The sequence below is a fragment of the Mesorhizobium sp. M0854 genome (assembly GCF_040319815.1).
Taxonomy (GTDB): Bacteria; Pseudomonadota; Alphaproteobacteria; order Rhizobiales; family Rhizobiaceae; genus Mesorhizobium.
On sequence record NZ_JAMYOL010000021.1, the window covers coordinates 1 to 22,585 of the forward strand.

Consider the following 22,585-nt stretch of genomic DNA (forward strand, 5'->3'; position numbering starts at 1 on the left):
ACCACCGTGCCATGGCCGCTCGCCCCTCAGAGCAAGCCCCGTTCTCTCTCCAAAACTTTTTGCAGAACCTTCAGCACACTATCCCTACCCTGCACCTTGGCATTGTATGACAGACCCTTCCGCACAATAGGTTGGCGGGCTGCGTCGGCGCATTCTCCTGAGCATTGGTCACCACAGGCCACACGGGAGAAAGCAAATGCGAAACATAACTCGAGTCCTGGCCCTCACCGCAGCGCTTGCCGCGTCGGGCGGCGGGATGGCGCAGGCCGCGAATTCTCAGCCCAAGCCGACGATCGTACTGGTGCACGGCGCCTTCGCGGAATCGTCGAGCTGGGATGCAGTCATCACCAAGCTCAGCAAAGACGGTTATGTGGCGATAGCCGCAGCTAATCCGCTCCGCGGCGTTGCCAGCGATGCGAAAGCAGTCTCAGCCATCGTCCGGTCGGTTTCGGGGCCGGTCGTGCTGGTGGGGCATTCCTATGGCGGGCCCGTCATCACCGAGGCCGCCAACGGCAATCCCAATGTGAAGGCGTTGGTCTACGTGGCGGGTTTCGCGCCGGATACCGGCGAATCGAGCCTTACGTTGTCCAGCATGTTTCCCGGCAGCACCTTGGGGAGCGCGCTTGCTCCAGTCGCGTTGCCGGACGGCGGACAAGACCTCTTCATCGAGCCGGCCAAGTTCCGCGCGCAGTTCGCCGCCGACGTTCCGCAAGAGCAGACTTTGCTGATGGCTGCCACTCAACGCCCTGTTGCGCAGGCGGCTCTGGCTGAAGCCTCGGGCGTCGCCTCATGGAAGACGCTGCCGTCCTACATGATCTACGGCTCGGATGACCGCAACATCCCGGCAGCCGTCATGAGCTTCATGGCCAAGCGTGCGCACGCGGCAAAGACCGTCGTCATCGAGGGTGCGTCCCATGCGCTCATGGTTTCGCATCCCGACGAGGTCACGTCACTCATCGAGGATGCTGCTGCATCGGTCAGTCAGTAGCAGGCCGGAAACGCCCAGCATCCGATCGAGCAACGAAAATAGACACGCAACACCAGGAGACCAGACATGAAGATCGTCGTCATCGGCGGAACCGGGCTGATCGGTTCAAAGACCGTGGAGAGACTGCGAAACAAAGGCCACGACGTACTTGCGGCGTCGCCGAATTCGGGCGTCAACACCGTTACGGGAGAGGGTCTGGCGGCCGCGCTTGCCGGTGCGCAGGTCGTCGTCGACCTCGCGAACTCGCCGTCGTTCGAGGAAAAGGCTGCCCTGGAGTTCTTCTCGGCATCCGGGCGTAATCTTTTTGCCGCCGAAACGGCCGCCGGCGTCCGTCATCACGTGGCGCTGTCGGTCGTCGGTACCGACCGGCTGCAGGGCATGGGCTATTTCCGCGGCAAGTTGCTTCAGGAAAAGCTGATCAGGGAGTCCGGAATTCCCTACACCATCGTTCACGCCACTCAATTCTTCGAATTCACCGCCGCCATCGCAAACACGGGCGCCGTCGGGGATACCATTCATATGTCGCCGGCCTACTTCCAACCCATGGCGGCTGATAATGTTGCCGATGCGATGGCGGACGTCGCGCTTGCCGCGCCGTTGAACGGCATGATCGAAATTGCCGGCCCGGAGCGTGTTCGCATGAGCGAACTTGTCGAGCGCTTCCTGAAGGCCACCAACGACCCGCGTAAAGTCGTCCCGGATTCCGGCGCGCTCTACTACGGCCAAGTGGCAATCGACGATCGAACGCTGGTGCCCGGCGAGAACGCGCGCATCGGCGCCGTGCGTTTCGATGATTGGCTCAGCCGATACACACCACCGAAGTAAGTAGTCATCGGATAGGCCCGCCATTCGCACAACAAGGAGACCAGACATGATCAAAACACTTCTCTGCGCCGCGCTCGCCGCCGCTTCCGTCACCGCAGCAATGGCCAATGACGCCGCCAGCGTGAAGCTTGTCTACGACCAGGCTCTGCCAAACGTGCCCGGCAAGAGCATGAAAGCCGTGCTCGTCGAGTACGCGCCTGGGGGTACGTCGCCGGCTCATACCCATCCCAAATCCGCGTTCATCTATGCCACGGTCCTGGAGGGGGCGATCCGAAGCCAGGTCAATGACGGGCCGGTGAAGACTTATCGCGCCGGCGAGAGTTTCTCGGAATTCCCTGGCGACCGTCATGCCGTCAGCGAAAACGCCAGCAAGACGGAAGGCGCTCGTCTGCTTGCTATTTTCGTCGTCGACACCAGCGAGACGGAACTGACGACGAACGCGAAATGAAATCGTAGCCCCCAGGACCATCGGGGCGTACGCGAAGGGACGGTCAGTGACATGAATTCGATCGCCATCCGCACACTTGCGGGGATTTTGGTCCCCGATACTCCGCTTGTTGGCCGAGCGATCGAACATGCCCGCGCTCGATGTGAACCCTACCTGTTCAACCACGTGGTCCGATCCTGGCTTTTCGCGGCCCGGATCGGACAGATTCAGAATATCCAGCACGACGCGGAGGTTGTTGCGGTTGCAACCCTGTTGCATGACGTCACGCTCAATGAGGACTTCGCCGGGCCGCGCCGTTTCGAAGTGGAAGGCGCCGATCTCGCCCGCGCCTTCGTTCGGGAGGGCGGCTTCGACGAGCGGCGCGCCCAATTGATCTGGGACAGCGTCGCCCTCAACTCGACGCCGTCGATCGGCCTCTACAAGGAGGCTGAGGTGGCGCTGTGCACAGCCGGCATCTGCCTCGATGTCGTCGGCTTGCAATACAGCCTCGTTTCGTCAGCCGAGATTGCAAAGATCGTTGGCGAATTTCCGCGCCTCGGGATGAAGCGGCGGATGACGCGATGCTTTTGCCATATCGCCGAGATCAGGCCCGGAACCACCTACGACAACTTTGCCCGGGACTTCGGCGAGCGCTTTGTTTCAGGCTACAAGGCGACTTCGGCAGTTGATCTTGTGATGAACGCTCCCTTTGAAGAGTGACCGCAGTTTCGATCCGGGTTCTATCGACACCGGTCGGTTCAGCCTTGCCCTTCAAGTGACCCAAACGCTGTGCGTCTGTCGGATGCATGCGGCAAAGCGAATTGCCGAGGGCAGCGGTCAGGTGCCAATTTCCACCTCCTATACTTCGGTTTAGGCGCCCCAACCCAATCGAGTGGCAATACATATCATCGGCACGATAGCAACAGTTCGTCTCACCGGTCATCCTTACGGTGCAATGGATTGCAAACACCTCAAGGAGATAAGTAATGAATATTGCAGCGCCACCGGTCGCTCCGAAAGGAAAAGCCGTCGCCCAACGCGCGAGTTATGCGGAGCAGTCGCCGGAACTTCTGAAGAAATTTATTGAATTTCTTGGTGCGACGCGAGAGGGGTCGATCGAAGAGCCAATCCGCGACCTTGTTGCAGTCCGAGCCGCGCAGCTGAACGGGTGCACCTTCTGCCTCGATATGCACGTCAAACAGGCGAAGATCCATGGCGAGCGCGAACTGCGCCTTTACCACCTGGCAGCCTGGCGGGATTCGACCTTGTTCGTTCCTCGCGAGCGCGCAGCCTTGGCATGGACGGAAGTCTTGACCAAGCTGCCCGAGCAGGGTGTCCCCGACGAGATCTACGATCGGGTCAGGTCGCAGCTTTCCGAGAAGGAAATCTCCGATCTGACCTTCGTTGTCATGGCGGTCAACTCTTGGAACCGTCTGAACATCGGCTTCAAACCCGTCCCGGGCTCGGGCGATGCGAAGTTTGGCCTGAGCAAAGCAGCACTGAGCTAATCTTTGGAATGGGTCAGAATGGCGCCTGTTTGCGCGCCATTCTGACCGGCCGGACGAAGGCGCCGAGCTCGGCGACCAACACTGGAACCGATCCCAGCCCCGCGGCCGCGGCCGCGAGGCGCTCTCAGGAGGGCGTCATGCGAATTGACAGTCTGCATCCAGTAATATCGGCCCGTCTCATGGTGGTCGATGTCGACGCTCCACTCCGCAGTGCGGCACTCTCACTTTCCAGGCCCGCAATAGGCCTGGTCGTGGTGTGCCACGGCAGTGGGGAGGCGGCAGGCGTGCTGAGCAAGTCCGACCTTGTCCGCCATCTGGCGAATTCAGGGCCAACAGAAGCGCCGATTGCGGCTTTGATGAGCAGGTCCATCGTGTCCTGTGGTCCCGATGATGATCTTCATTCAGTCTGGCAGACCATGGCCGCGCGAGGCCTTCAGAATGTGCCGGTGCTCGGGGCCGACTCGAAACCGCTAGGCGTCCTCGATATCCGTGATGCGATGAAGGCGCTCTTCAAACAAGAGGAACTGCAGGAACGGCTGCTTGCCAACTACATCAGCGGGATCGGCTATCAATAGAGCATCGTCTCGCGATTGAATATACGGAAGTATGTATCGGCGTCTTCTTAGATATAATGGAAAATAAAAGCCATAAATTATAGCGTGTTGAAGCCAATAGGTGCCGACTTAGCCAGCGGGGAACGAAATGTTTCGTCCGGACATAAAAGAAGATGTCTTCGACGGCCCGCCCGATGGCCCTGGAGGTGGTATGTCCGTGCAAATGTCGACGGCCGGCATCGTCCATGACCTGGGCAATCTCATTCAGGTCGCCTCGTCGGCGTTGAACCACCTGGCCCGCGATCCGAGCATCCAAGCGGCTCCGGCGCTCGGGCCTGTAATAGCCGGCGCCAAAACGGCTTTGGAGCGGGCTGGTGGCCTTGTCCGGCAAACCATCAGCCTGGCCCGAGAGAGCCACGCGGAAATCGAATACACAAACGTAGGTGCTTGCCTGGCTGAGATCGAAACCCTCGTACGGAGCGCCTTGGATGCCAATTTCGGTCTTGAGCTTCGGGTTGGGTCCGACCTGCCTTTGGTGAGATGCGATCGCTTTGGATTGCAAAATGCGGTTCTGAATCTTCTGTTCAACGCGCGCGATGCAATGCCTGACGGCGGTTTCATCTCGATCGATGCCGGCTTGGCCTCTGAGAACTCTGCCGCCGGTCAGGTAGACATCCGCGTCGCGGACAACGGTATCGGGATGACCAGCGAGACGATGGTCTGCGCCTTCGATCCGTTCTTCACCACCAAAAGCGAAGGCCTCGGCGGCGTCGGTTTGCCGATGGTGAAGCACTTTGCCGAGCAATCAGGCGGAAGCATCGATATTCAGAGCACACTTGGGGCAGGCACGACCGTCACTCTGCGGTTGCCTGCGATGCGATAGCGGCCCGCCAATCTGCCTCCGGTGACACGTGACATACAATCGAGAGATAAAGATGGATGCACAAGTCGTTGAAAACGTCCAACAGCACCGTTTCGAGCTGCCGATCGCCGGTGATATGTTTGCGGCGGCCTATTATCGGCTCGAGGGCGGGAAGGTTGCGCTGATACACACCGAAGTCCCGTCGGAATTTTCCGGACAAGGGATCGCGTCGCAATTGGCCCAAGGAACCTTCGAACTGCTCCGCAAGACCGGCCGTAAAGCGATCTTGAAATGTCCCTTCATGAGCCGCTTTTTCGCCAAGCACCCGGACTATGCAGATGTCGTCGGCGGCTAGTCATGGGCACGAATGTTGAGGGTTTCCCAAGGATCCATCCAAATGCCTGACGAGTATGATTTGCAGAGATTCGTCAGCGCACAGGATCCGGTCTACGACGACGCGCTGGCCATTCTACGTCGAGGGATGATGTGCACTCCCTACATGGAGTTCATCTTCCCAAGGTTGGCCACAAGGCGAAGTGGTACAGCGCCTGAGCCATATGCAATCACATCGCTCGACGAAGCCAGCGCCTATCTCTCGTTTCCGATCCTCGGAGGCCGTTATCGGGAATGCGTTGGCACCCTGCAACGGCTCTCCGGCCTAAGCGCTCGCGCTGTCTTCGGTGACGTTGATGCGAAGAAGTTGCACGCGTCCCTCACGCTGTTTTCCGAAGCAAGCAACGACGAGTTCCTGCTCGAGACAATCTTCGACGTCTGGTTCGACGGTTTGCTCGATGAGGAAACGATGAACGATCTCTACTTGATATCGTAGTGGTCTGCCTGCGCCACCCGGCGTAAAGCTGTCGCGGCGCTGAGGTCACCATCCGCTGCCTTATCCCTCACACGCTGCCATCTGGCAGAGGCATGAGCTCGTGCTCTCCCGGCACGCCGGGGAAGCGGCGTTCGCGCCAATCCGCCTTTGCCTGCTCGATCCGTTCGGCTGAAGAGGAGACGAAGTTCCAAAAGATATGACGTGGCTCGGCCAGGGGCTCACCTCCTATCAGCATCAGTCTCGCCGCATGGAAGGCAGGCGCCTGGAGCACAATCTCAGCGCCGGGCGCCAGAGCTACTAATTCGGCCTCATGAAACGTACCGAACTGGCCGACAATTCCAACCTCACCGGCGACGATGTAGATCGCACGCTCACGGTGTTCGGGTTTCACCTGGTAGCGCGCACCGCTCGTGAGCACAATTTCGGCATAGACCACGTCGGAGAACGTCCTTACCGGCGAGACCAACCCGTCGGACGCGCCGGCGATCAACGTAAACTCGACGCCGTCGGCACAGATCCTCGGTATTTCGGGAGCGCCAAAATGTGCGACGTCGGCGGCAATTTCTTCATAGCGGGAGGGGAGGGCGATCCAAGCCTGAGCGCCGAAGAGATTGCTTGCCGACGCCCGGACTTCCGGTGGCGTGCGCTCGGAATGGACGATGCCCGACCCGGCCGTCATCCAGTTGACCTCGCCAGGACGGATGGTCTGCACTTTTCCCAAATTGTCGCGATGGACGATCTCGCCATCGATCAGGTAGGTCACGGCCGCAACGCCGATATGCGGATGCGGTCCCATATCGAAACCGTGACCTGCGTCGAATATAGCGGGGCCGAAATGGTCGAACAGGATGAAGGGCCCGATCATCAGGCGATCCGAGGACGGCAATACGCGCCTTATCTTCAGTCCGTCCGCAAAATCACGGATAGCTGGCTGGATGAGTGTATCGATGCCTGTGATACCGCTTTGGCGGATGGTCATGGATCTCTGTCCTTCTGCATGCCTTGTCAGCCAGGTGCTCGAACGCGCTTGAACGAAGCGGCTCGAAAGAGTGTCTGAATGGCTTTGAGGAGCGCGAATTTGGAGCTCGCGTGGTGCTGTCCGGCGATGCCGCTTTCATTAAAAGCCGACACCCTCATCGACAGGATCGCGGCAAGATCTTCGGCCATTTCGGGCCTGTCGTGCAGCAGCGGCGCAAAGCTTTCCTGGTCTATGTCGTAAACCGTGACAGGGGTCATTGCCCGCAAACTCGACATCTCGCCAATACCGGCGAGCAAGCCGGTCTCGCCGAAGAAATCGCCAGGTGCAAGCCGGGAGATCTCCTGCAGTTGATCATCGTCCTCGCCAATTTGCCGGACGATGACGCCCGTCCGAACGATCATGAGCGACGGCAGCATCTCTCCCTGTCGTGCGATGATTTCGCCCTTATGGTAGGTGCGAACCGAGGCCGCTTTGGCGAGCGAACCCTGCTCGGTATCCGTTAGCGCCGAGAATACCGGTATGGAATTGATGAGTTCGATCGGGGTGAAGCCTTGGGAGGCCGCCGTCTCGTGGCCCGGCCGGTTGGTCATGGCAATCGAGCCTGAAAATGGCTCCGCCAGCAGCATGCCGGTCGACTTTGAATGGCGATAAACGAGATCGAAGATTTCGTTCCGAGCGGCACTTCGCTGGTCGATACTTGCGACGCGAAAAAACAACTCGATCTCGATAGCTGTGGCATCCAGGCTTCTGATGGTGACCGAAGGCGAAGGGTCCTGGAGGATCGAATTGCAGCTCAGCAAGACAGTGCGCATGAGGTCTACGATGATCGCCGGCGTCTTCGTTGGCGCCATCTTGACGGTTACGGCAAGTCCATGGCTCTCGTCCGGACCGCTTAGATTTGTTACCCCGATCTTGGCGAGAAGGCTGTTTGGCAGCGCCACGACATTGTGTGTCGGGGTCAGAAGTTGGGTCGACCGCCAATTGGTCTCGATAACGCGGCCTTCGGTTCCGTCGCCCAGAATGATCCAGTTTCCAAGCACGTAAGGGCGGCCGAGGTTAAGCGCGATCGCCGAAAATACGTCACCAAGCGTATTCTGGAGCGCCAGTCCCAGGATGACGGCAAACACGCCCGACGTGGCAATGAGCGTTCCGACCGGCACTGCAAAGACAAACGCCAGGATCGACAGGAACATTCCAGCGTAGACGACACCGACCACGACGTCCTGCAGGAGACGTGCCTCGCGCGGCTTTCGCTCGAAGACGAGATAGATACGGACAAATCCGATCAGCGCCCAGGCAAGGTGAACCCACCAGAGCAGCTTGACCGAGCCGATGAGGATCGCTCCTCCGGTTGTCTCGTTGTCCCCTGCGGCCTCGTACGGCACGACGCGCAGGTGGAGAACCATGGCCGACATCGCGACGAAAAAGGCGAGTTGGACGACCAGCTTCGCATTGGCGAAGCGTCTGGGGATGAGAGACCAAACGACGATCCCGGCGAGGCCGAGCAACACGATGTAGACCAGAGGAGAGTTCCACCAGTTCATGAACGATCACCGCTATGCCCGGTTCAACGTTTGGTCTCCGGCCCGGCGATCGGGCCTCTGGCGCTGGCCTTGTCTTTTTCGAGAACTGCTTCGGTGATCGAATTCGGCAGCCGTCGCGGCTTTTCGATCAGCCCGAGCACCGGCATGGCGATAATGAAGAACGCAAAATAGTAAAGCGTCGCCAGTTGGGACATGACGACGTATGCGCCTTCCGCCGGCCGGGAGCCGAGCCAGCCGAGAAAGAGGGCATTGGCAACGAACAGCCAGAAGAGCACCCTGTACCAGGGCCGATAGACCGCCGAGCGCACCTTCGAGGTGTCGAGCCACGGCACCAGGAACAGCACGGCGATCGAGCCGAACATCGCGAGCACGCCGCCGAGCTTGGAATCGATCGGCCCGATATTGAAGGTGATGGCCCGCAGGATCGCATAAAACGGCAGGAAGTACCATTCCGGCACGATGTGGGCCGGCGTCTTCAGCGGATTGGCGATGCTGTTGTTGTCGGGATGGCCGAGGTAGTTCGGCAGGTAGAAGACGAAATAGGCGAAGAAGAACAGGAACACGAGGATGCCGAAGGCATCTTTGACGGTGGCATAGGGCGTGAAGTCCACGACATCGGTTTTCGATTTGACCTCGATGCCGGTCGGATTGTTCTGGCCGACGACGTGAAGCGCCCAGATATGCAAGGTCACCACGCCCACAAGCACAAATGGCAGCAGGTAATGCAGCGCAAAGAAGCGGTTCAGCGTCGGATTATCGACCGCGAAGCCGCCGAGCAAAAGCTGCTGGAGCCAGTCGCCGATCAGTGGGATGGCGGTGAAAAAGCTGGTGATGACAGTAGCGCCCCAGAACGACATCTGTCCCCAAGGCAGCACGTAGCCCATGAAGGCCGTCGCCATCATCAGCAGGAGGTTGGTGCAACCGAGCACCCACAGCAGCTCACGCGGCGCCTTGTACGAACCATAGTAGAGCCCGCGGCAGATGTGGAGGTAGACGGCAATGAAGAAGAACGACGCGCCGTTGGAATGGAGATAGCGCAGCAGCCAGCCCGAATTCACGTCGCGCATGATCTGCTCGACCGAGTTGAAGGCCAGCCCCGTATCAGGGGCGTAATGCATCGCCAGCACGATGCCGGTCAGGATCTGTGAAACCAGCATGATCGTGAGAATGCCGCCGAACGTATAGGCATAGTTCAGGTTGCGCGGGACGGGATAGACGATGAAGCTGTCATAGACCAGCCGCGGCAGCGGCAGGCGGGCGTCGAACCAACGTTCGATTCTGGTTTTGGGCGTATAGGTCGAGTGTTTGCCGCCGCTCATCGAAATGCCCCCTGCCTCAGCCGATACGGATCTTGGTGTCGGAAACGAATTGGAACACCGGTACCGCCATGTTCTCGGGTGCCGGCCCCTTCCGGACGCGGCCGGCAGTGTCGTATTGCGAACCATGGCAGGGGCATAACCAGCCGTCGAAATCGCCTTCCTGACCATGCGGGATGCAGCCAAGATGGGTGCAGACCTGGATCATCACCACCCAGGCTTCCTTGCCCGGCATAGTTCGATTGGCGTCGGTTGCCGGCGCATCGGCCGGCAGGTTGGCGTTGCGGGCAATTGGATCCTTGAGCTCGGCGAGACTGACTGCCTGGCCGTCCTTCCTCTCTTTTTCGGTGCGGTTGCGCACGACAACCGGCTTGCCGTGCCAGTCGACGATCAGCGACGTTCCCGGCGTCAGCGAGGAGACGTCGACCTCGATCGCGGCGGGCGCCTCGACGCGCAATGTGTGCTCGGCTGTGGAGGTTTCGGAAAGGTCGGCCATGATGGCGACTCCTATTGTCGGAAGCTGCGTCATCGCGTTGGTGGCAATCGAGCAAAAGTCAGACCACGGCTTTCGCGTTTCCAGTCTGCTCGTGCCGCGCGGAATATGCCGGCCGTGGCCGGGTGTGAGCCATCGTGCCAACGGCACGTGCGTCCAATACTTTCGTTTAGGATTTCCTGAGCGAAGGACTGGCCGGGCCGGCGATGATGCCATCATGGAAGGTTCTGGATTCCTCCAGATAACCGTTGGCCGCTGAGCTGGCATACGTCCCGGCATTGCGCACGGCGATCCCGAACTTCAGTCCGACCATACCTCGGCATAGGCACGTCTAGCTGTCGGTGTCGTAGTCGTCGTCTCCGCCAAGTGCGAGTTTCTGGAGCGGTTGTCTCGCGTGGCGCGGGGCAGGTTTTCCGCTCGGCGACGACCAGTTGCGGGATTCAATCGGGTTCAGAAAAGGGAAAAGCGGTGAAACTCTACTACAGCCCTCTCGCCTGCAGCCTGGCGGACCACATCGCTCTGGAAGAGGCCGGTGTTTCCTTCGAGCGCGAAAGTGTGAACCTCAAGACCAAACGGACAGGCTCCGGGGATGATTTCACTACCGTCACGCGCAAGGGCTATGTTCCAGCCCTCGTGCTGGATAGCGGCGAAACGCTGACGGAAAATATCGCCGTCCTCGACTGGATTGCGTCGCAATACCCGCCACTGGCTGTGGCGGGGCCGTTGGGCCGTACCCGCCTTCTCGAAGCGCTGACCTACGTCTCAACTGAAATACACCGAAGCTTCAAGCCGATGTGGCACCAAAGCAGCGATGCCGAAAAGGCCAGGGCGAGCGCGACGATTACGAGCCAACTCGAGTTCTTCGCTGACGGGCTCGAGACCGACTATCTGTTCGGCGACAAACCCAGCGTCGCGGATTTTTATCTTTTCGTGATGCTGCTTTGGGCGGCCCGCTTCCAAGTCCCTGTTCCCGCGCCTTTGCAAGCCCTTCGCGTCCGAATGGCTGCCCGACCGGCCGTGCGCATCGCAATGGATCGTGAGGGCCTCGTCTGAAGCTGAGGGCGACTTCGAGCATAAGACCAGATGCAACATGTCCTCTCGCCCAAACAGAAGATCAGGAGTCATTCTCATGCTGCCGTTCCTGCGGATGCTACATCTACATCCAGCCGCTTCCAAGCGCGGGGACGGCCTAGGTCTCGAATTTCTGAGGAGGGAAATCGAGGAAACGCTTGACCTGACCGGCATTCAATCAGAGTTCGCCGCACTGCCTCCTGGCCGAGTGTTACAGTGGTTGGTCCGCCGCCCGCAGTCACCATCGAAATAGGCAACATTTCCTGTCGGCCGATGAGGCGGGCGGTCCGGTCGTTCCTGCTTGTTGGTCATTACAGAGGCTTCATCATGAATGCGAGTAAGGCTCCCGACACGGTCGATCATCGCCGCCGGCGCATTGTTGGTGCTGCAGCAATGACGTTCGCCGCCACCGAACTCGGCTTGAGCGAGCCGGCGGCCACTTGGACGGTCGAGGCGAGGGCATCTGCTACGCAAGCCACGCAGAAATCATTCGGCTCGCTCGGGCAGGTCAATGCCGGAAATCTGAGCGTCGGATATGCGGAGCTGGGGCCCGCCGAAGGTGCCCCAGTGATCCTGCTTCATGGCTGGCCTTATGACATTCACACCTACGCCGATGTCGCTCCCCTGCTTGCCGCAAAGGGGTACCGCGTGATTGTGCCCTACCTGCGCGGCTACGGCACTACGCGCTTCCTGTCGGACGAGACGATGCGCAACGGCCAGCAGTCGGCGCTCGCCGCGGATACGATCGCCCTGATGGATGCGCTGGGGATCGAAAAGGCCACGATCGCCGGCTGCGACTGGGGCGCTCGAACGGCCAATGTCGTTGCCGCGCTCTGGCCTGAGCGTTGCAAGGCGATCGTCTCGGTGAGCGGCTATCTCATCGGAAATCAGCAGGTCGGCATGGTGCCGCTGGCACCGGAGGCGGAGCTTCAATGGTGGTATCAGTATTACTTCGCCACGGATCGCGGCCGCGCCGGCTACGAGAAATACACGCGCGATTTCGCCAAACTCATCTGGCAACTCGCTTCGCCGCAGTGGAATTTCGACGATGACATCTTCCAGCGCAGCGCCGCAGCACTGGACAACCCGGATCACGTCAGCATCGTCATTCACAATTACCGCTGGAGGCTCGGCCTGGCACAGGGCGAGCCGGAATATGACGTTCTGGAAAACCGGCTGGCCGAAGCTCCCGTGATCACAGTGCCGACCATTACCCTTGAGGGCGATGCCAATGGCGCACCCCATCCCGCGGGCAGTTCCTACGCCAAGAAATTCTCGGGCAGATACACGCACCGGATCATCACCGGCGGTATCGGCCACAACTTGCCTCAAGAAGCCCCGCAAGCCTTTGCCCAGGCTGTCATCGACGTCGGCGAATACTGATCAAAATCCATGACGTGCCCCCGACCGTAAGGAATAAAACGGGAAGAGTCCTGGTTCTCGGCACAGCCTCCGGTCCGCTTAGGCGAGAACAGCTCTCCCGCCGACCCAGACCGACGCGATGTTGGCCCTGGAAGCGGAGTAGACGATCTTCTGAAGGATGCCGTCGCCGTCGTCGAGTTCGTCCCACAGGTGAATTGTGCCTCTGGGCGCGGCGGTGTCGACCAGGATCGCATCGAAATGGTAGCCAGGCGAGAATCGCCCCACAGGCAAGCCGAGTGCCGTGCCACCGCCTGCCGTCGCCAGGTGGAAGGACTCGCGAAAGTCGACGCGTGCTGTTCCGGCCGTGCCGCGCGTCTCGGCCGCTAGCGCCGGGTCGGTGCCGGTTTCCAGCATGCGCGACGACATGACCGTCGCGCGCATCGCATCGAACATCGAGGCGCTCGGTCCCCCGGAAATGTCGGTGCCGAGCCCGACCTTGACACCCTTCTCGAGGGCCGCCCTCAACGGGAACACGGCGCCTGCGAAGTAGGCGTTGGAGACGGCGCAGTGCGCCACGGCCGCCTTGCGCACGCGGATCGTCTCCATGTCGGCAAGCGTAATGAAATTGGCGTGCGCGAGCACGCTGCCGGCGCGCAGCAGGCCAAAGCGATCAAGGCTAGACGTGTCGCTGATCCCGTGGCGCTGCAGCACGTAGCCATGCGCCCAGTCGCTCTCCGAGCAATGCGTCTGCACATGGCAGCCGCATTCCTGCGCAAGCGTGCCGAGCCCTTCGAGGGCGGCGTCGGTACAGGAGGGGATGAAGCGCGGCGTAATGACCGGCTTTACCCGTCCCGTGGCATTGGCTGGATGCCGATGCACGTAGTCGATCAGAGCGCGCGTGCCATCAATGGCCGCGTCCGCCGAGGTATCGCGATAATAGGCCGGGCACTCGTCGGGATTGTCCATCGCCACTTTACCGACCAGCGCACGTTGCCCACGTTCGAGGCAAATGTCGACGAGCAGCCTTGTCGCGTCCTGGTGGATGGTTGCGAAATAGAGCGCTGTGGTCGTGCCGTTAGCGATCAGGTCGTCGACCAGCAGGCCGTAGCTGCGCCGCGCGAAGGCGAGATCGGCGTAGCGCGCCTCCAGGGGAAACGTGTGTTTGTGGAGCCAGGCCTCGAGCGGCACGTCCAGCGCCCGGCCGAGCTGCGGATATTGCGGCGCGTGCACGTGAAGATCGACGAAGCCGGGCAGCAGATAGCTCTGCGCCGGCAAGGTCGCCAGCGAACCGGTCCGGCGCGCGGCCTCCAGCGCCTCGTCATAGCCGGCATCATGCGGATGCAGCACCGAGGCGATGATGCCTGATTGATCGATTGCGATCAGGGCATGGAGCAACTCTTCCACGAGCCCGCGCGCCGGCGCGTGAAAGCCGCTGGCCAGAAGCGTCTTGCCGCTCAGGTCGCTCACCTGTCCTCCGCCGAAGAACAGCTACGCACTGCCGTCGCGAAGCGCCAGAGCGTGATTGCCCGTCCGTCGATGCCGATGACAATATCGGAAGGGCTGCCGCTCATGCGGCTTGCGCCGTCGTGCCGTAGGTGATGCCCTTCTCCTTCAGCCAGCGGCGATAGGCGATCGACGAGCCGTCGGCCCGCGTCGGGATTTCCGCGCGCGGCTCGAGCGGCAAAAGAAGTGGCCGTTGGTTCTCCAGGATGATGCGGTCCTGCAGGAAGATGAGCTGCTGGAACTGCACAAGTTCGGTCGTGGTCGATACGTCGTCGATCAGGAACATGACGGGGTGCGCGCGGCAGCGGTCCGGATCGAGGGGCTGCACGAACAGACAGATCACGTCCCACCGGGTAGCCGAGTTGGGGCAGGTCTTGTAGAGCATCACCGCGAAAGGATTGGCGACCCGGTACATGTATTGGGTCATGATGCCGCCGGTCGCCGAGAGTGCTGCCTGCGGCTGGAAGAATTCGCAGTTGGTCGCCCACACCTCATCCACGTCGCGGCGGATTTCGGTTGTGTAATGCCGCACTTCCGTGTGCGGCTCGGCGCCCAATATGTCGGTATGGACGAAGGGGAAATGCGCCATGTCGAGGAAATTCTCGACGATGCGCAGGCCGGACGCCTTTACCGCGATCGCTCCGCAAACGACAGGCCGGCGGTCGTCCTCATAGGCCTCCGGGATCGACAGCACATCGCCGGCCGGCATGCCGAGCGTGATCCATAGATAGCCGTAACGTTCCCTGGCCGGGACTTGGCTGCCGTCGCCGGCACGCGACACATTGACCGCGCCTGCCGTATCGCGGGCTACCAACAGATCGATGCCCAGAAGCCGGTTCGGCATCGTGCCGACCGGAATCTCGTTCAGCGCGTCAATGCAATACCATTGGTCGAGGGCCGCCTGCTCCGCAGCTCGCTTAATGGTCATTGTTGCGTCCTTCCTGTGCTATCTCACTGCCGATAGATGCGGTCCATCACAGCCCGGTGGTCGGCCATCGCCGCCTCGACATCGAAAGAGGCGAAGTCGCCTCTCGCGATAATCTGCCGGCCGTTGATGTAGGAATAGTCGACCTTGAAGGGTCCGCAAAGCACCAGCGCGGCGAGCGGGTCGCGCTCGGTGCCGGAAAGGCCGAGTTGGCTGCGTTTGACCGCGATGAAGTCGGCGCACATGCCAGGCGCGAGATGGCCGATGTCATTGCGGCCGAGCAGGGCAGCGCCACCGCGCGTCGCCATTTCGAGGGCCTCGCGCGCGGACAGCGCCGTCGGCGTGCCGCCGAAACCGCCGCGGCCGCCGGGCTTTTCGGAGAGGTAGTGGTGCGGCGCGACACGCTGAAGCATCAGCGCCAGCCGCGCTTCCATGAACAGGTTCGACGTGTCGTTCGAGGCCGAGCCGTCGACGCCAAGGCCGACCTTCACGCCCTTGTCGAGCATCTCGCGGATCTTCGCGATGCCCTGGCCGCAGCGCATGTTAGCCGACGGGCAATGGGCGACCCCGGTGCCGGTTTCGGCGAAGCGGTCGATCTCGTCGCTGGTCATGAAAATCGAGTGGGCGAACCAGACGTCGTCACCGAGCCAGCCGACGGATTCGGCGAACTCGACCGGCCGTTTGCCATAGATTTCGAGGCAGTACTTCTCCTCGAAAAGCTCTTCGGCAAGGTGCGAATGCAGGTTCACGCCCTTGTGGCTGCGCGCCAGCGATGCCGCATCGCGCATCAACTCCGGAGTCACCGAGAACGGCGAGCAAGGAGCCAGGATGATTCGGCTCATCGAATGCCGCGACGCATCGTGATAGCCGCCGATCAGCCGTTCGGCATCCTTCAGGATATCCTCTTCCTTTTCGACGCAGCGATCCGGCGGCAAGCCGCCCTGGCTTTCGCCGCGCGACATGGCTCCACGCGCAGCGTGGAAACGCAGACCGATATCGCGGGCCGCACCGATCGTCGCGTCGAGCGTGCAGTTGTTGGGCAAGATGTAGAGGTGATCGGAGCTGGTCGTGCAGCCCGAATGGATAAGCTCGGCCATCGCTACGCGCGCCGAGACACCTATCGCATCGTCGTCGAGCTCGGCCCAGATCGGATAGAGCGTCTTCAGCCAGACAAGCAGTTCGTCGTTCTGAGCCATCACACGGGTGAGGTTCTGGTACATATGATGATGCGTGTTCACCATGCCCGGCATGACGACATGGCCCGATAGGTCGAGCACCTCGTCGGCACTGGAGGCACTGAGTTCCGCGGTGGTGCCGACCGCTTCGATGACGTTGTCGTCGATCATCAAGGCGCCGTCGGAAATCTCGCGGCGCGTATCATCGAAGGTGGCGAGCAGATCGATGTTCTTGACAAGCAGGCGGGGCATGACGGTCTCAGCGCATGTCGCGGAAATAGGGTTCGCCGAGAGCAGCCGGCGCGGCCATTACCCGGCGCATGCGCTGCCAGGCAAGCACCGGCACGATGATCAGGGCGATCGTGCCGAGATAGGGCAGCATCGACAGGATCGGCGCCGCGATCGGCCAGTTGCGTGCTTGGCCGACGAAGCCGAGCGAGGTGATGAGACCGAACAGCAGAGCGGCCAGCACGGCGTTGAGGGGCCGGTAGCCTGCGAAGATGACGAGAGAGACGGCAATCCAGCCGCGGCCGGCCACGACGCCTTCCGACCAGGAGGGAACGAAGGCAAGCGTGAGGTAAGCGCCGGCGCCGGCCGCCAGCGCCGAGCCCGCGGCGACATACCAGAAGCGGATGCTTAGCACCGAAATGCCGGCGGCGTCGGCTGCCGCGGGGTTTTCGCCCACCGCGCGCATGTTCAGCCCGTGGCGCGTGCGGAACATGATGTAGTGCAGCACAACCGGCAGGACGATGTAGATCAGGTAGACAAGGATGTTCTGCGTGAAGATCGCGCGACCGAGCAGCGGGATGTCGCTAAGATAGGGAATAGCGATCGGCGCGAAGGTCGCCGGCGCCGGCATGCCGGAATAGGCGCGACCGATCGTTGCGGCCATGCCGGTGCCCATCAGCGTCAGCGCCAGGCCGCACAACACCTGGTTCGCTTTAATGACGACGGTGCCAAGAGCGAAGACGCAGCCAATGAGGAAACCGACGGCAAGCGCAAGGACGAAGCCGAGCATAGGGTGCGGCGTGGCGACGACGACCGCGATGCCAGTGATTGCACCGAGCGCCATAAGCCCTTCGACGCCAAGATTGACGACGCCGGCGCGCTCGGAGAGCGTCTCGCCCAGCGCCGCCAGCGCCAGCACGCCGCCGGCGAGAATGGAGGTCTGGATCAGTCCGGCGATCATGTCCATGGGTGTTTCCTCAGCTCGCGACCGGTTCGGTCCGCGTGATGCGGTAGTGAGCGAGTTCGTTGCCGATCGCCGTGAAGAACAGGATCAGTCCGGTGATGGCGAGCACGGCCGAGACGGTGATGCCTTGCGTCTGCAGGATGATGCCCGAACTCAGGATGACGCCCATCAAAGCCGCGCCTGCGAGCACGCCAAGTGAGGAACCGCGCGCCAGCACCGCGACCATGATGCCGAGATAGCCGAAATTGTTGGAAATGCCGCCCTGCAGGCGATGCACCGTGCCAGCTACTTCCAGCATACCGGCGATGCCGGCGATCGCTCCCGACATCAGCAGGACGACGATCAGGCGGCGGCGGAACGGCATGCCCGCATAAAGCGCCGCGCTCGGGTTCGACCCAGCGACCCGCACCTCGTAACCCCAGCGCGTGTAGTTGAGCAGTCCTGCGATGACAAAGGTGAGCAGGATCGCCAGCGGGAAACCGTAGTGCACGATACCCCAGAATTCAGGCACGTCATGCGGCAGACGTGCAGTGGTCGCGAGCGCATGGCCGCTCGGCTCGAGCCATGGTCCGGTGGCGACGTAGTAGACCATCAGCGTCGCCACGAAATTCAGAAGCAGGGTGGTGATGAGTTCGCTGACATCGGCGTAGGCGCGCGCCAGCGTCGGCACCAGTATCCAGAGCAGCCCGCCGAGCGCGCCAGCGATGAACATAACAGGCAGGATCAGCCAGGTCGGGCCGGGAATGAACAGCGCGACTGCCGTGGCGCTGAAGGCGCCGGCATAGAATTGGCCCTCCGCGCCGATGTTCCAGGCGCCGATTCTCAGCGCTACCCAGACCGACAGGCCGGTCAGGATCAGGGGAGTGACCAGAAGTCCGACATCTTCCAGCCCGAAGCTCGAGCCAAAAGTCGAGTTGAGCACCTCCCAGGCGAGTTCGACGGGAGCATTGCCGCGAGCGGCCAGAACCAGGCCGGCGACCCCCAGTGCCAGCACGATCGCCAGGGCACGTGCCGCAAAGGCAACGGAGGGCTGCGCGGATGGAACGCGCTGGAGCTTGATCGCCAAGGTCAGTGCTTCCCGGCAGCGGCCTGGGCGCCAGCACTGGACCGCATCTGCCCGCCCATCATCAGGCCGATTTCCTCGATGTCGGTGGAGGCAGTCTCCACCGCGCCCATGATCCTGCCATGGAACATTACGGCGATGCGATCCGACAGGTTGAACAGCTCTTCCAGCTCCTCGGAAATGAAGAGCACACCGACGCCGGCATCGCGCAATTCGACGAGATAGTGCATCATCGTGTTGATCGCGCCGACATCGAGGCCACGGCTCGGATAGGCGGCGATCAGAACCTTGCTTGCGATGCGCATCTCGCGGCGTGCGACGAGGCGCTGCTGGTTGCCGCCGGAAAGGTTGCGCATGGGCATGCCGAAATCGGGCACCGCAACGGATGCCGCTTCGGCGATCGTGCGCGCAAGAGCAGCCGCAAGGCGCGGTCGGAACGCGAAGCCCTTTGAAACAGGCGCCGACGCATATTCGCGGATTATGGCGTTGTCGGTGATTGAAAGCGCCGGCGCCAGGCCGCTGTGCAGCCGGTCTTCGGGAATGTGGCCGACGCCGAACTTCGCGTAATCGACCGCGCCGGCGGTCGTGACGTCCTTTCCGCCGAGCAGTATCTGGCCCGAGTGGATCGGCCGGATCCCGGTGACGACCTGGGTCAGCTCCTTCTGGCCGTTGCCGGCCACACCGGCGATGCCGAGAATCTCGCCGGCATGGATGTCGAGCGAAACCTCGTCGAGAAGGATGCCGCCCACGTCGTCACGCGCGACGACGGATTTGAGGCTGAGCACCGGCTCGGCGGAGATGCCGGCCGCGCCTGGCTGCCTGGCACGGAGATTGCTGAGCACGATCTCACGGCCAACCATCAGGCGCGCCAGCATCTTCTCGCTGCAGTCCGCGGTATTTTCGGTGGCCACCTTGCGGCCGCCGCGCAGCACGGTGATGCGGTCTGATATTTCCAGGACCTCGTCGAGCTTGTGGCTGATGAAGATCACCGCATTGCCCCGGGACACGAACTGCTTGAGCGCCTTGAAGAGCTCGCGCGCTTCCGCCGGAGTAAGCACTGCAGTCGGCTCGTCGAGGATCAGAACACGGGCATTGCGCGCGAGCACGCGTAGGATTTCCACGCGCTGCTGCTCGCCGGTCGAAAGATCGGGGACGCGCGCGGATGGCCGTACCGCGAGGTTCAGCTTCTCGGCCAGTGCGGCAGTCCGCGCCTCGAGCACCGACGAGCCAATGCGCTTGGGCGTTTCGGACCAGCCGAGATGAATATTCTCGGCGACCGTGAAGGCGGTCACCAGCTTGAAATGCTGGTGGACCATGCCAATACCGGCGGAGATCGCATCGACTGGGGACGCGAAACGTTTGGCATAGCCGTCGACGACGATCTCACCGGCATCCGGCTGATAGATGCCGGTGAGGATGTTCATCAAGGTCGATTTGCCGGCGCCATTCTCGCCGAGCAAGGCGTGGATCTCCCCCGGCATCACGTCCAGGTCGACGTCCTGGTTGGCAACGACGCCGGGGAAATATTTGCTGATGCCCTTGAGCAGCACGAGCGGCGGCGCGCCGGAGCCAGGCTCGTAACGTCCCGGGGAGGTGGACGGCACCTCCATGCCGCCGTAGCGGTGCTCGCTCGAAGCATGATGAACTGGAACAAAATCATTCATCCCGCTTAGCTCTTTGCCTTCTGCCGCATAGTCTATCCGAAAACTCTGCAATCCTTCGGTATTACGCTTGGAGGCCGCTGACGCCTTCGATCGACCAATCCCAGTTGTAGAGTTCCTCTTCGGTCATGCGATGGCCGGCAGCCACCTTGACGTTGCCCTTGGTGTCCTTGATCTCGCCCTCGAACGGGCTCCAGCCGCCGAGAATCTTGTCGCGCACTGCATCGGCCTGCTTTGCGACCTCGGTGGGCACCGTCTCGCCCCAGGCATCGCGGTCGATACCGCCGCCCATCGGCAGGATGGTCTGCGAGGGCGTCCACTTGCCTTCGAGGCGCAGGCGCACCTGGTCGACATAGAATTTCTTGAAGTCGATGGCGATCGAGGAGACGTAGGCCTTCGGCCCGTAACGGCGGATGTCGGTATTCCACATCACGGCCTTCGCGCCGCGCTGCTCGGCCACCTGCAGATAGCCTGCTTCGTCCATGATGCCGAACAGAAGGTCGGCGCCGTTGTCGATGAGCGCGGTGCCGGCCTGGGTGGCAGCCTGCGGATCGAACCACGAGTTGATGACGATGGTCTGCATCGTGGCGTTGGGATTGACCGAACGGGCGCCCATCAGGAAGGCATTGGTGCCGGAAAAGACCGACGGAACAGGGAAGGAGGCGACGTAGCCGAGCTTGCCGCTCTTGCTCATCAGGCCCGCGGCGACACCGGTGACGTAGGTCGGGTACCAGTGGGCGAGATAGTAGGTCGAGAGATTTTCGAGCGGGTTGCGGCCATCGCATTCATAGAAGGCGACGTCCGGCGAACGCTTGGCCACGTCATAGAGGAAGTCGCCATAGTTGGAGGTGGCAAACACCATGTTGGCACCTTCCGAGACGAACTGGCGGAAGGTGCGGGTCGCGTCGGCCGAATAGGGGATGCTTTCGACGAACAGCATCTTCAGCTTCGGGAACGCTTCCTGCACGGCCTTCATGCCCTGGTCGTGGCTCCAGGTCCAGCCTTCATCGGTCACCGGACCGGTGTGGCCGAAGGCGATGACAGCGTTTTCCTCGGCGACGGCGGCGAGCGGCGTCTGTGCATGGGCGGGCGTGATAAGGCCGGATTTCGGCAGGAGCAGCGAGGCGCCGGCCGCGGCGCCCATGTTGAGGAAGCCTCGGCGGGAGAGATTGCGCAGGTCGATCATGCTTCGGTCCTTTGTTCCGTGTCGTGTTCAGTTCGGGAGAGACAGTTCGGTTTCCATGAGGCGGTCGATTTCTGCCGACCAGTCGGCCGACCATGCCTGCTTGATGTCGTCATCGAGCCATGCTGCGGACAGGCCAGCCAGCGCGATCCGCTTCAGTGCCGACGGCCCGAGCGCAAAATTTTCGGCGATCAGCGCGTATTCGCGGTCGAGCGTCGTGGCGAACATGGGCGGATCGTCGGAGTGGATCGTCACGGTAAGCCCGGCCTCGATCATGCGGCGGATCGCGTGGTCGGGCGCGGCGAGGTCACGCCAGACGGTGGTGGCCAGCGTCGTGCTCGGACAGCAGGTGAAGACGATGCCCATCTCCTTGCACTGCTCCATCAGCGCCGGATCGTCGACGACATGGTAGCCGTGGTCGACCCGTCTCAGGCCGAGGACGTCGACGGTATCGCGGACATAGTCCGCCGGGCCATCCTCGCCCGCATGGTTGGTGACATTGAGCCCGGCAGCCCGCGCTCGCTCGACGATGCGCGCAAACATCGGCGGCGGGTTCGGGCGTTCGTCGTAATCGAAGCCGATGCCGATCACCTCAGCCGGGCGCTCGGCCAGAACCATGTCCAGGAAGCGCTCGCCACCTGCCGCGCCGAGCGGCTTCGCATGCGCCGGTACCAGCTTTGCCATAAGCCCATAGCGCTCCTTTGCGCGGTGAAAGCCGTCGAGGATGCCTTCGAGCATAGTCGAATAGGCCACGCCATGAGCCAGATGCGCATGCGGGCTGAAGAACAGTTCGACGTAGCGCGCACCGGCTTTAGCGCAGCGCTCCAGTGCCTCGAAGGTGATGCGAGAGAAATCGTCCGCAGTCCTGATCGAGGCGCAAACCAGATCGTAAATCTTCAGGAAATCCAGCAGGTTGCCGTAGCTGTAGAGCTCCGATGTCAGTCTGCCGTCCGGCAGCGGCACCGCGTTCAGCGCCGCCAGCTCGGCGAATGTCTCCGCGGATACGGCGCCCTCGAGGTGCAAGTGCAACTCGACCTTCGGCATGAGCTGAATGAAACTTGACAACGACATCGACGCTCACTCGCCCGGATCGGCAACCCCAAAGCCGTACCTGGTTTTTTTGGG

General features: G+C 61.7%; 23 protein-coding genes. 11 read left to right on the forward strand and 12 right to left on the reverse strand.

All coding sequences use genetic code 11. From position 1 onward, the window contains the following. Positions 1-196: 196 nt before the first annotated feature. The 9 genes from NKH99_RS24375 (at position 197) to NKH99_RS24415 (ending at position 5,993) form a co-directional block, all read left to right on the forward strand. Positions 197-988, forward strand: a complete 792-nt coding sequence (locus NKH99_RS24375) for an alpha/beta fold hydrolase (protein ID WP_353015955.1) — start codon at positions 197-199, stop codon at positions 986-988. A 66-nt stretch (positions 989-1,054) separates the two neighbouring features. Next, positions 1,055-1,813 carry an SDR family oxidoreductase gene (locus tag NKH99_RS24380; protein ID WP_352768650.1) on the forward strand — a complete coding sequence of 253 codons (759 nt, stop codon included), beginning with the start codon at positions 1,055-1,057 and terminating at the stop codon, positions 1,811-1,813. Positions 1,814-1,859: 46 nt separating this feature from the next. Next, a complete protein-coding gene (locus NKH99_RS24385; RefSeq protein ID WP_353015957.1) occupies positions 1,860-2,261 on the forward strand; it encodes a cupin domain-containing protein in 402 nt (133 codons plus the stop codon). Between the two features lie 252 nt (positions 2,262-2,513). After that, the gene (locus tag NKH99_RS24390) at positions 2,514-2,960 is read left to right on the forward strand and encodes a hypothetical protein (RefSeq protein ID WP_353015960.1); all 447 of its coding nucleotides are present in this window, start codon (positions 2,514-2,516) and stop codon (positions 2,958-2,960) included. Between the two features lie 266 nt (positions 2,961-3,226). Continuing rightward, the gene (locus NKH99_RS24395; RefSeq protein WP_352449835.1) at positions 3,227-3,748 is read left to right on the forward strand and encodes a carboxymuconolactone decarboxylase family protein; all 522 of its coding nucleotides are present in this window, start codon (positions 3,227-3,229) and stop codon (positions 3,746-3,748) included. 137 nt (positions 3,749-3,885) lie between these two features. After that, the gene (locus tag NKH99_RS24400) at positions 3,886-4,323 is read left to right on the forward strand and encodes a CBS domain-containing protein (protein ID WP_352470608.1); all 438 of its coding nucleotides are present in this window, start codon (positions 3,886-3,888) and stop codon (positions 4,321-4,323) included. Positions 4,324-4,450: 127 nt separating this feature from the next. After that, positions 4,451-5,185, forward strand: a complete 735-nt coding sequence (locus tag NKH99_RS24405; RefSeq protein WP_352540087.1) for a sensor histidine kinase — start codon at positions 4,451-4,453, stop codon at positions 5,183-5,185. Between the two features lie 52 nt (positions 5,186-5,237). After that, positions 5,238-5,519, forward strand: a complete 282-nt coding sequence (locus tag NKH99_RS24410) for a GNAT family N-acetyltransferase (protein WP_352449832.1) — start codon at positions 5,238-5,240, stop codon at positions 5,517-5,519. 42 nt (positions 5,520-5,561) lie between these two features. Beyond that, entirely contained in the window at positions 5,562-5,993 is a 432-nt protein-coding gene (locus NKH99_RS24415; protein WP_352502535.1) for a DUF1810 domain-containing protein, read from the forward strand. Positions 5,994-6,060: 67 nt separating this feature from the next. Here NKH99_RS24415 and NKH99_RS24420 read toward each other — a convergent pair whose 3' ends face one another. From NKH99_RS24420 to petA, 4 genes are read right to left on the reverse strand one after another with little or no spacing between them, the layout of a single operon-like run. Beyond that, a complete protein-coding gene (locus tag NKH99_RS24420; RefSeq protein ID WP_353015964.1) occupies positions 6,061-6,972 on the reverse strand; it encodes a pirin family protein in 912 nt (303 codons plus the stop codon). Positions 6,973-6,998: 26 nt separating this feature from the next. Next, positions 6,999-8,516 carry a mechanosensitive ion channel family protein gene (locus NKH99_RS24425; RefSeq protein ID WP_353015966.1) on the reverse strand — a complete coding sequence of 506 codons (1,518 nt, stop codon included), beginning with the start codon at positions 8,514-8,516 and terminating at the stop codon, positions 6,999-7,001. A gap of 23 nt (positions 8,517-8,539) precedes the next feature. Further along, a complete protein-coding gene (locus NKH99_RS24430; protein WP_352470602.1) occupies positions 8,540-9,835 on the reverse strand; it encodes a cytochrome b in 1,296 nt (431 codons plus the stop codon). A 16-nt stretch (positions 9,836-9,851) separates the two neighbouring features. Then, on the reverse strand, positions 9,852-10,433 hold the full coding sequence (gene petA / locus NKH99_RS24435; RefSeq protein WP_502900106.1) for a ubiquinol-cytochrome c reductase iron-sulfur subunit: 582 nt from the start codon (positions 10,431-10,433) through the stop codon (positions 9,852-9,854). Between the two features lie 360 nt (positions 10,434-10,793). Here petA and NKH99_RS24440 point away from each other — a divergent pair, with 360 nt between their 5' ends. Further along, complete coding sequence (locus NKH99_RS24440; protein ID WP_352449827.1) at positions 10,794-11,378, forward strand: glutathione binding-like protein; 585 nt, start codon at positions 10,794-10,796, stop codon at positions 11,376-11,378. A gap of 345 nt (positions 11,379-11,723) precedes the next feature. Next, positions 11,724-12,779, forward strand: a complete 1,056-nt coding sequence (locus NKH99_RS24445; RefSeq protein ID WP_353015968.1) for an alpha/beta fold hydrolase — start codon at positions 11,724-11,726, stop codon at positions 12,777-12,779. Positions 12,780-12,857: 78 nt separating this feature from the next. Here the strand turns inward: NKH99_RS24445 and guaD are convergent, their stop codons facing one another. The 8 genes from guaD to add form a co-directional block, all read right to left on the reverse strand. Further along, a complete protein-coding gene (guaD, locus tag NKH99_RS24450; protein ID WP_353015969.1) occupies positions 12,858-14,225 on the reverse strand; it encodes a guanine deaminase in 1,368 nt (455 codons plus the stop codon). 100 nt (positions 14,226-14,325) lie between these two features. Further along, the gene (locus tag NKH99_RS24455) at positions 14,326-15,189 is read right to left on the reverse strand and encodes an aromatic ring-hydroxylating dioxygenase subunit alpha (RefSeq protein ID WP_352684642.1); all 864 of its coding nucleotides are present in this window, start codon (positions 15,187-15,189) and stop codon (positions 14,326-14,328) included. A gap of 23 nt (positions 15,190-15,212) precedes the next feature. Beyond that, entirely contained in the window at positions 15,213-16,613 is a 1,401-nt protein-coding gene (locus NKH99_RS24460; protein ID WP_352470598.1) for an 8-oxoguanine deaminase, read from the reverse strand. Positions 16,614-16,620: 7 nt separating this feature from the next. After that, positions 16,621-17,556 (reverse strand): ABC transporter permease, encoded by a 936-nt coding sequence (locus tag NKH99_RS24465; protein WP_352470597.1) that lies wholly within the window; start codon positions 17,554-17,556, stop codon positions 16,621-16,623. Between the two features lie 10 nt (positions 17,557-17,566). Further along, entirely contained in the window at positions 17,567-18,619 is a 1,053-nt protein-coding gene (locus NKH99_RS24470) for an ABC transporter permease (protein WP_502900103.1), read from the reverse strand. A 2-nt stretch (positions 18,620-18,621) separates the two neighbouring features. Next, a complete protein-coding gene (locus NKH99_RS24475; RefSeq protein ID WP_353016050.1) occupies positions 18,622-20,226 on the reverse strand; it encodes an ABC transporter ATP-binding protein in 1,605 nt (534 codons plus the stop codon). A 115-nt stretch (positions 20,227-20,341) separates the two neighbouring features. Then, positions 20,342-21,463, reverse strand: a complete 1,122-nt coding sequence (locus NKH99_RS24480) for a BMP family ABC transporter substrate-binding protein (RefSeq protein WP_353015972.1) — start codon at positions 21,461-21,463, stop codon at positions 20,342-20,344. A gap of 27 nt (positions 21,464-21,490) precedes the next feature. After that, positions 21,491-22,525 carry an adenosine deaminase gene (gene add, locus NKH99_RS24485; RefSeq protein WP_353015974.1) on the reverse strand — a complete coding sequence of 345 codons (1,035 nt, stop codon included), beginning with the start codon at positions 22,523-22,525 and terminating at the stop codon, positions 21,491-21,493. Between the last annotated feature and the right edge of the window lie 60 nt (positions 22,526-22,585).